This is a genomic window from Sphingobium lactosutens (genome assembly GCF_013393185.1).
Taxonomy (GTDB): Bacteria; Pseudomonadota; Alphaproteobacteria; order Sphingomonadales; family Sphingomonadaceae; genus Sphingobium; species Sphingobium lactosutens_A.
In genome coordinates this window covers 83695-93115 of record NZ_QJQX01000039.1, presented here as the reverse complement: position 1 = coordinate 93115, position 9421 = coordinate 83695, and the positions used below count along the sequence as shown (strand labels likewise).

General features: G+C 62.6%; 7 protein-coding genes and 1 pseudogene. 6 read left to right on the top strand and 2 right to left on the bottom strand.

Annotated features, from left to right (window positions below; all coding sequences use genetic code 11):
• Together DM806_RS27220 and DM806_RS09355 are read left to right on the top strand one after the other, a co-directional pair.
• Positions 1 to 384: pseudogene (locus tag DM806_RS27220) on the top strand (SDR family oxidoreductase); the annotation flags it as partial.
• A gap of 8 nt (positions 385 to 392) precedes the next feature.
• On the top strand, positions 393 to 1142 hold the full coding sequence (locus DM806_RS09355; RefSeq protein WP_179042958.1) for an SDR family NAD(P)-dependent oxidoreductase: 750 nt from the start codon (positions 393 to 395) through the stop codon (positions 1140 to 1142).
• A 166-nt stretch (positions 1143 to 1308) separates the two neighbouring features.
• Here DM806_RS09355 and DM806_RS09350 read toward each other — a convergent pair whose 3' ends face one another.
• Both DM806_RS09350 and DM806_RS09345 read right to left on the bottom strand, forming a co-directional pair.
• The gene (locus DM806_RS09350; protein WP_179042957.1) at positions 1309 to 2586 is read right to left on the bottom strand and encodes a DUF2264 domain-containing protein; all 1278 of its coding nucleotides are present in this window, start codon (positions 2584 to 2586) and stop codon (positions 1309 to 1311) included.
• Between the two features lie 2 nt (positions 2587 to 2588).
• Positions 2589 to 3530, bottom strand: a complete 942-nt coding sequence (locus DM806_RS09345) for a DUF4861 family protein (protein WP_179042956.1) — start codon at positions 3528 to 3530, stop codon at positions 2589 to 2591.
• Between the two features lie 125 nt (positions 3531 to 3655).
• On the opposite strand from DM806_RS09345, the gene DM806_RS09340 reads away from it, so the two are divergent.
• The 4 genes from DM806_RS09340 (at position 3656) to kduI (ending at position 9421) form a co-directional block, all read left to right on the top strand.
• Positions 3656 to 4402 carry a FadR/GntR family transcriptional regulator gene (locus tag DM806_RS09340; protein WP_179042955.1) on the top strand — a complete coding sequence of 249 codons (747 nt, stop codon included), beginning with the start codon at positions 3656 to 3658 and terminating at the stop codon, positions 4400 to 4402.
• Between the two features lie 65 nt (positions 4403 to 4467).
• Positions 4468 to 7338, top strand: a complete 2871-nt coding sequence (locus DM806_RS09335) for a TonB-dependent receptor (RefSeq protein WP_179042954.1) — start codon at positions 4468 to 4470, stop codon at positions 7336 to 7338.
• 80 nt (positions 7339 to 7418) lie between these two features.
• The gene (locus DM806_RS09330; RefSeq protein WP_179042953.1) at positions 7419 to 8564 is read left to right on the top strand and encodes a glycoside hydrolase family 88/105 protein; all 1146 of its coding nucleotides are present in this window, start codon (positions 7419 to 7421) and stop codon (positions 8562 to 8564) included.
• Positions 8565 to 8584: 20 nt separating this feature from the next.
• Entirely contained in the window at positions 8585 to 9421 is an 837-nt protein-coding gene (gene kduI / locus DM806_RS09325; protein WP_179042952.1) for a 5-dehydro-4-deoxy-D-glucuronate isomerase, read from the top strand.

The following is a 9421-nucleotide window of genomic DNA, read 5'->3' as shown; positions in this document are numbered from 1 at the left end:
GGGGCGGCGGCACGATCGTCAATGTCTCCTCCAACGCGACGCGCGGCATCCATCGCGTCCCCTATTCGGCGGCCAAGGGCGGGGTGAACGCCGTCACTCAGAGCCTGGCCATGGAATATGCCGCCCAGGGTATCCGCGTCGTCGCGACCGCGCCGGGCGGCATGGCTGCGCCCGAACGCCGCGTCCCCCGCAACCCGGAAGGGAATAGCGCGCAGGAAGATATCTGGATGCGCAATGTCGTCGCTCAGGTTACGGATTCCAGCTTTTTTCCGGCGCTATGGCACGCTGGAGGAGCAGGTTGGTCCGATATTGTTTCTCGCTTCGGACGAAGCCTCCTATGTGACGGGGAGTGTGCTGCCCGTAGCGGGCGGCGATTTGGAATAGGAGCAAATATGACGAACAGGACGGCCTTCATCACGGGAGCCACCGCAGGGATCGGCGAAGCTGCCGTGCGTGCCTTTGCGGCGGCGGGCTGGCAGGTGATCGGCACCGGTCGCCGCGCCGACCGGCTGGAGGCGCTGGCTGCGGAGATCGGACCGCAGATGCAGATTCTTACATTCGACATGCGTGACGGAGCGGCGATCGATGAAGCATTGGCGTCGTTGCCGGAGGCTTTCCAAAGTATCGACCTGCTCGTCAACAATGCGGGGCTGGCGCTCGGTACGGCGCCCGGTCAGCAGGCTGACCTCGCGCAATGGCAGCAGATGATCGACACCAATATCAGCGGCCTCGTAGCGATCACCCACAAACTGCTGCCCCGTCTGGTCGAACGCAAGGGGGCGATCATCAACCTGAGCTCGGTTGCTGCGACCTATCCTTATGCCGGTGGCAATGTCTATGGCGGCACCAAGGCGTTCGTGAAGCAATTCTCCCTCGGCCTCCGTTCAGACCTGCATGGGACAGGCGTGCGCGTCGCCTCGATCGAACCGGGTATGGTCGAAACGGAATTCACACTGGTGCGTACTGGCAGCCAGACGGCATCGGATACGCTCTACGGCAATGCCAATCCGATGACGGCGGAGGATATCGCCCAGACCCTGCTCTGGGTCGCGGGCCAGCCGCCTCACCTTAATTTCAACAGCATCGAACTGATGCCGGTCAGCCAGTCCTTCGCCGGTTTTCAAGTCGCGCGCGACGGATAGGATACGACGCCGAACCGCCCGCTGCCGTCCGCGGCAATCGTCCCAGGGCCTCGCCATGGCCCTTGGATTGTCGGCGGTCGCGCTGACGGGGGGGCGATCATCCTCGCCCACCCGGCCAAGACGTCGGCTGTCACGTCCTCTATATGTGGAAAGATGGTGTGACCGGTCAGAAGTCGACATAATAGTCCTTGGGGAAATTCTCCCCGCCATAGGCCTTGCGCATCGTCCAGGGCTGGGCGGGCGCGGTCCAGTAGCTGTCGTCGGCGGGCAAGCCCAGCGCCAGAAGGCTTTCGGCCGTGATGTACATGCTGCCGGCGTTGGAATAGACGTCGCCCAGCGATGGCTGATGTTGGGCAAAGCCGATGGTCAGGAAGCCGTCCGCGTTGAAATTGCTGGGGTCGGCGAAGATGCGTCGCTGCGTCGCCAGCGTCGCGGCACGCACCTGGCCTTCGGGCAGCTTCTCGTGCAGCAGCTTGCGCCATGCCAGATAGGCCAGGGGCTGGTGCACCGCCGTCCGATAGGTGAGCGACCGGCCGACGGGCGGAAAGGCGCCGTCCGGCCCGATCATCCGCTCCAGCGCTTCGCCGAAACGCTGCATCCGCTTGATCTGCACCGGCAGCTTCTCCTTTGCCCCCAGGCTGTTGAATCGTGCGTCTGTGCGGACCAGCACTTCCAATATCTGGGTCAGCATCGGATGGATGACATAGCTGTTATACATGTCGAAATGGAAATGGACGCCGTCCGCATACCAGCCGTCGCCGACATACCATTCGCCGAACTTGCGGACCGCCATGTCGACGCGCACCGGATCCCATTGCGCGCCGACCGACAGCAGGAAAGCCTCGTTCATCGCTGCGAACAGCAGCCAGTTGGTATAAGGCGGCGATACGCGGCGCAGCCCCTGGATCTCGGCGATGATCCGATCCTTGGTCTTGCGATCCAGCGGTTCCCACAAGGCCTGTGGCGCGCGCAGCAGCGCGCTGGTGAAATAGGCGGAATCGACCAGCGCCTGCCCTTCGCTGCTCCACAACAGATAGTCGGGGCTGCGCGGGTCGACGCTATGGACATAGCTTTCCAGCGCCTGGCTCCGCATTTGCGCTCGCAATCGTCCTTCTGCACCGCTGTCGTCGGTCAGGGCCAGCCAGGGCGCGATTCCGTCGATCAATCGTCCGAAGGCTTCCAGATAGGCGACCTTGGGATTGCGGCCGTCCCAGGTCGGGCTGAGTTCGGGCGTCCATTGCTGTTGCAGGCGCCCCTTCGCCATCCGCGACAGGATGGGCGTGGCCATGCGTTCGAGCAGCCCGAGCATATAGGCACGGTCGTCCGCGCTGTCGGCGGAGGTAGCCGGAGCTTGCGTCTGGGCAAGGGCGGGCAGGGCAGACAGGGCTGCGCTTCCGGCGGCGACGCCGGTCAACATCGCGCGGCGATCCAGCATGGGGGACATGATCACTCCTTGGGCAGGCTGAAGTCGAGGGGCTGGGCGGCATAGGCGTCCCATGCGGCGCGGCTGGTAAAGCCGCCTTCGCCATGGCTCCAGGCGCTGCCCGAATAATAGACGAAGGGTTCGCCAGGCTTTACGGTCAGCAGGATCAGATGATTGTCGAAATCCTGCCGTATTTCGGTAATGCGGGCGGGGTCGACGCGGATGGCGATGGCTATGCGGCCGTGATCGCCATCGTCCGGCCCCCACCAGCTGATCATTCCCTTCGTGCGATCGACCGTCACCTCGCCGTGGCGCGCGCCGGTTGTGCGTTTCCCGACACCGATCCCGACAATCAGCGGAGCGGCGCTGTCGGACTGGAGCGTCGACACCATGCGGGTGAAATGCGTGCCGAGCGGCAGGGTGAAGCGGCGCGTCTCCCACACCTTGCGGCCGGTATCCACCGGCCAGGGCGCATAGTCGACGGTGAAGTCCGCCGTCTTGCCCCCGGATTTCAGGATATGGGAGCGGACATAGTTGCGCGACGTCCACAGCTTGTTGTCATGCCAGATGCCCAGGCCGCCCGCGCCGCGCGTGGTGCCGACATTGTAGAAGTCCAGCCCCTCGCCATGATAGCCATGCTGGTCCCCCGATCGCAGTTGCCTGTCGGCAAAGGGCCAGGCGACATTCTTGCCCCAGCTGTCGATGCCTGATCCCGATGGCGGTTCGGCCGCCTCCAGTGCATGGCCGTAGATGCGATGGGCCGTCCTGTCATTTTCCCAGAGCAGATCGTCGTAGCGATAGGCGGCGACCTGCGCGACGGCGGCCGCGACCCGGCTGGGGGGCGGAGGAAGCGGTTTGTCGACCGGCATCGGCGGCGCGGCCAGGCCGCTCGTCACGGCAAGCAGGGCGGCAAGGCCGATCGCGCACCGCGATGTCCGCCAAACTCCGTGCGTAACCCGAACCATGCCGCGTCTCCTCTCAAATTTATATGATAAGCTGATAAATTAGCGTCTGTCGTTTGCCAAGGCCTTGCGGTAGATTTGCAGGACAGTTTCATCCTTCCTGCCGTGATTCACGAAAGCATCTGTACATGACCAAGGCCGTTTCGCTCGCGGACATTCTCTATTCCAAGCTTGAGGCACAGATTGTTTCGGGCGAAATTCCGGCCGGCTCCAAGCTGCCCTCGCAAAAGGATATTGCCGAGACGGAGGAGGTCAGTCGCACCGTGGTGCGCGAAGCGGTGGCTCGGCTGGAAGCGCAGGGCTTTGCCGTGGCGCGGCAGGGTTCCGGCGTTTATGTGTCTGAAAATGCGCGCTATCGCGCGTTTCAGGTGACGCGCGAGGAATTGTCCGAACTGTCCGACGTCATCAAGCTGTTGGAGATGCGGCTGGCGATCGAAACGGAGATGGCGGGCTTGGCGGCCGCCCGACGGACGCAGGAGGATATTGCCGCAATGCGCGCCGCACTGCGGCAGATGCGCGAGGTCAGTGACGATCCTGCGGCGTCTGCTCTGGCGGATAGCCAGTTCCATCTCGCGATCGCGCGGGCTACGCGGAACGATTATTTCGCCCGTTTCATCGACTTTCTCGGCGTCCGGCTGGTGCCGCCGCGCAGCCTCTATCTGCGCGATCAGTCGGACGCGGCGCACCACGCCTATGCCGATAAGGTGCGGGACGAGCATGATGCGGTGCTCGACGCCATCATCCGCATGGATATCGAGAAGGCACGGGCTGCCGCACGTGCGCACATGCTGGAAAGTCTCCATCGCCATTCCGAACTGAGCGATTCCATTGCCGAAGCCGACGACGCGGAGCTGGGACAAAAGTCCGACAATTGACACTCCTGTAAGGTTATATGATAACTTCTTTCACATGACACGAATCGTGCATGGAGGGAGGATGTATGAAAAGGTGGGTTCACACTGCCGTAACCAGCATGGGCGCGATGGCGATCGCTTCGATTTGTCCATCCGTGTCGGCGCAGACCGCAGCCACGATGCCCGCGCCGCAATCCGCTGCGCCACAGGAGGCGACGGCCGCTGACATCATCGTCACCGGTTTCCGCACCAGCCTGCAAAAGGGGATCGACCTGAAGCGCGAGTCCGTGGGCGTGCGCGATTCTATCGTGGCGGAGGATATCGGCAAATTCCCCGAACAGAATGTCGCGGAATCGCTTCAGCGCATTCCCGGCGTCTTTCTCAGCCGCGACGGCGCCAGCAATGAAGGGCAGCGGATCAGCATTCGCGGTCTGGGTTCGCAATATTCGGTGACGACGATCAATGGCGCGCCGGTGCGCACCACATCGTCGCAGAATGTCGGCACCTCGACCCGCGATTTCAATTTCGATGTCTTCCCGTCCGAACTGTTCGGTCGCGTCGATATCTACAAATCGCCGCTCGCCAATCTGGAAGAGGGCGGCATCGGCGGCAATATCGACCTTCAGACGCCGCGTCCGTTCGACAGTAAGGGGCGTGTCATCCGCTATGCAGGTTCCGCCAACTACAACAGCCAGTCGAAGGAATGGACGCCGCGCGCATCCCTGATGCTGAGCGATACATGGGGCAATTTCGGTGCGCTGTTCGGCGTCGCCTATGCCCGCAGCGTCAACGAACGATCAGGATTCCAGTCGACCGGTGGCTATAACAGCTCCGCGCTGGCCTCGCGTGCCTATGCGACGCCCGCGCCTGCGCCCAACACCACCGGCCCGTTCAACTTCGACCTCAATTTCAACGATCCGCGCGCCAATCTGGGTGGGCTGACCCGCGACCAGGTGGCCAATGCCTATCTGCCGCGCTTCTTCCGCGTATTTTCCTCCAATAACGAGCGAGAGCGGCTCGGCATGGTCGGATCGCTGCAATATAAGAGCGACCGGCTGGAGATTAGTGTCGACGGCATCTATGCCGACCTCAAGGATCAGGCGGACGAATTTACCTTCGGTGTCGCCGTCCGCAATTCGCGCACCGTGCCGGGCACGACCTCCCTGCCGGGGCGCGGCACCAATTCGGGACTGGTGCCGATCGACGTGTCGATCGACGAATATAATAATCTTTACGGCACCTTCGCCAATGCCAGCTTCATCAACGAGAATTTCTTCCGCGATGCACGGACCAAATTTACCTATGGCATTATCAGAGGCGTCTACGACCTGACCGACAGCCTGAAATTGTCGGCGCAGATCAATGCGAGCAAGAGCGATGCCCGCTATACCGCCAACCGCATCGTGTCGAACCTCTATGCGGTGGAGGCCAGGTTCGACCCGACCGGTGACGTCACCTATCCCACGATAACCACGCCGGTCGATGTCACGAACCCGCGCGTCTATGCCGACCCGGCGCTGGGCTTCTCGCTCAATCGGGAAGTCGACAAGCAGAAGACTGGGCGCATCCAGCTGGACTGGGACGCCGGCGAATGGGGCGGGGTGGAATGGTCCGCGCTGGCGGGTGGAAGCCGCGTCGACACCACCAAGAGCATCTCGCTCCAGGATGGTAGCAGCATCGCGGCGGCAAAGCTCGCGGGGATCGACGTCTATTCCTACATGAATCCCTATGTCCAATATGGTGCGCTGGAAAATGGCGGGAATGCCGGTTTCCCCTCGCAGTTCGCCACCTTCCCGCGGTCTTTCGTGATGCGCTATCTCGACGCCAACGGGGCCAATGCGGCGGCGCCGGTGCGCCTGAATTCGGCCTTCACGGCCGAAGAGCAGGTTACGTCGGCCTGGATCGAGCTCAATGCGAAGATGGATATTGGCGGGCATGAACTGCGCGGCAATATCGGCATGCGCTATTCCGACACGAAGACGATCATCGACAATTATCTCAGTACGGGCGGCGGCAATTTCGCGCCGCAGAACCGGGAAGGCGGCTATGACAACTGGTTGCCTTCGGCCAGCCTGGCCTTCGACATCACGCCCAAGCTGGTCGCGCGCGCATCGGCGGGCAAGACGATCACCCGCGCCGCACTGGCCAATATCGCGTCGGGCACGCTGGTTCCCAACGTCTTCAACGGCGATATCACCGTCGGCAATCCGAACCTGCGCCCGCAGGTCGCGACCCAGTTCGACGGCAGCCTGGAATGGTATTTCAATCAGGGCGGCCTGCTGAGCGTCGGCGGCTTCTACAAGAAGCTGAAGGGGACGGCGACGGCGATTACCGATCTGGTCACGCTGGGATCGACCGGTCTGCCAGACAGCGCTTTCAACGCCATCGCGCTGGGGTATCCGGATGGCAATATTCCCGACGATTTCCTGCTGCGGCGGACCACTTATATCAATCAGGGCGCGATCACGCTGAAGGGGCTGGAGTTCGCCTATCAGCAATCCTTCACCTTCCTGCCCGAACCTTTTGACGGTCTGGGCACGATCGCCAGCTTCACGAAAGTGTTCACGCAGGGCAATGATTTCGTCACCAGCGACGGAACCAGCGTCTCTGTCGCGCTGGTGCCCAAGACGTCCTACAGTCTGACCGCCTATTATGAAAAGGGGCCGTTCGCCCTGCGCGGCTCCTACAATTATCGGGCGCGCAGCGGGATTACCAATATCAACAATGGCAACGACCAGATACCGTATAACTCGCCGCAGGGTTTTCTGGATGCGACGATGAGCTACAAGATCAACGACGCTATCGAGCTGCGCGTCGACGCGCTTAACATCACAAACGTCAACAGCTATATCTATTATGAGGATCCGGACGGTCCGAAGGGCAATGGCAAGTCGCGCCGCGACAACAGCTTCTTCAACGGCCGGACATTGTCCTTCGGCATTCGTGGCAAATTCTAAGGCTCCCCACTGGGCGCCCGGTCCTGCACGGTCGGGTGCCCATTTTCCATAACGTCCTTCCTGACAGGAGCGCTCCTATCGTGACCTTTCGCCCCTTCGTCTCCTCCGCTTTGGTCTGCGCCGCTCTCGCCGCGCCGGTTCAGGCCGCCCAGCCCGCCAAGGCGCCGATCGAGGCCGCGGTAAGGCTTGCCGACTGGCAGCTCGCGCGCCTCGACGACCTGTCGCATATCCCAAGCGCGACCGATGAGACGCGCAAGACGCGCGGTTGGGAACAGGCGGTCTTCTGGGTCGGCATGACCGCATTGGCCGATGCCGGCGCGCCGCCGCGCATCAGGGACGCGATCCTTGCCATGGGACAGCGCAATGGCTGGCGGCCGGGCGACAATCTCTATTTCGCGGACGATCAGGCGATCGCCCAGGCCTATCTCTGGGCGGCTGGCCATGGCGCGGGCGCACAGGCGCTCGCGCCGACGCGGGCGGCCTTTGACACGGTGGTGAACAAGCCTGCCGTCACAACATTGGCCTTCGCCATCCCGCCGGAGGGCTATGGCGCAACCGAATGTCTGAAACGCTGGTGCTGGTGCGATGCGCTCTTCATGGCGCCGCCCGCCTTTGCCGAACTGTCGCGCCAGACCGGCGACGATCGCTACCGGGCATTTGCCCTGAAGGAATTCTGGGCCACCACCGACTTTCTCTACGACCCGGCCGAACATCTCTATTATCGCGACAGCCGTTTCTTCGAGCGGCGCGACGACAAGGGCCGGAAGATGTTCTGGAGCCGCGGCAATGGCTGGGTCTTCGGTGGCATGGCGCGGGTGATCCCGATGCTCGATGCCGCCAGTCCCGATCGCTCTCGGATGGTGGCGCTGTTCAGGGACATGGCGGCAAAGATCAAGGCGCTCCAGAAGCCGGATGGCTATTGGGCGCCCTCGCTGCTGGCGCCGGAAAATGCGCCGCCCGAAACCAGCGGTACGGCCTTCTACACCTATGGCCTCGCCTGGGGGATCAAGGCGGGGCTGTTGCCGCGCGCTGACTATGAGCCGGCGGTGCGAAAGGGATGGGCCGCGCTGCAAAAGGCGATCCAGCCCGGCGGTCGGCTTGGCTGGGTGCAGCAGGTGGGCGACCGGCCCGACAAGGTTTCCGCCAGCGACACGCAATATTTCGGCGTAGGCGCCTTCCTGCTTGCCGCCACCGCCGTCGCCGCGCTTGACGGCCAGCCGCGCTGACAACCGATAGGGAGACGCCGGTGTTCGAGAAAACCTATTATGCCGCGCATCCCGACATGATGGAGGGCGTGAGCAACGACGCCTTGCGCAACCGTCATCTCGTGTCGGGCCTGTTCCGGTCGGGGGAGATTGTGCTGACCTACTCGCATGGCGAGCGCTTCATCATCGGTGGCGCGGTGCCGGGGGCGAAGCGGCTGGCCTTGCCCCGCCAGACCGAACCGGAAAGCGCAGCTGGCCGTCCTTTGCTGGAACGGCGGGAGCTGGGGATCATCAACATTGGTGCGGGCGAGGGACAGGTGCATGTGGACGGCCAGACCATATCGCTTGCCCGCTATGAAGCGCTTTACGTGCCCATGGGATCGCAGGAGGTCGGCTTCACTGGCGAAGGCGCGCGCTTCTATCTGCTGAGCGTCCCTGCCCACGCCGCATTTCCGCTCCGCAAGATCAGGCAGGAGGATGCCAGCCAGATGAAGCGTGGCAGCCTCGAAACGTCCAACGAACGCACCATCTACCAGCTCATCCTGCCGCACATCTGCCAGAGCGCCTCGCTCTGCATGGGGCTGACCCAATTGGAACCGGGCAGCGTCTGGAACACCATGCCGCCTCATGTCCATGAGCGGCGATCGGAAATTTATCTCTATTTCGATCTGGCGGATGACGACAGGATATTCCACTATATGGGCCAACAGGACGCATTGCGGCACATCGTGATGGGGAACGAAGATGTCGTCATTTCGCCGCCCTGGTCGGTGCACATGGGCGCGGGGACGAGAAGCTACAGCTTCATCTGGGCGATGACCGGCGAAAATCTCGATTATGAGGACATGGACGTCCTCGACATTTGCCAGTTGCGATAG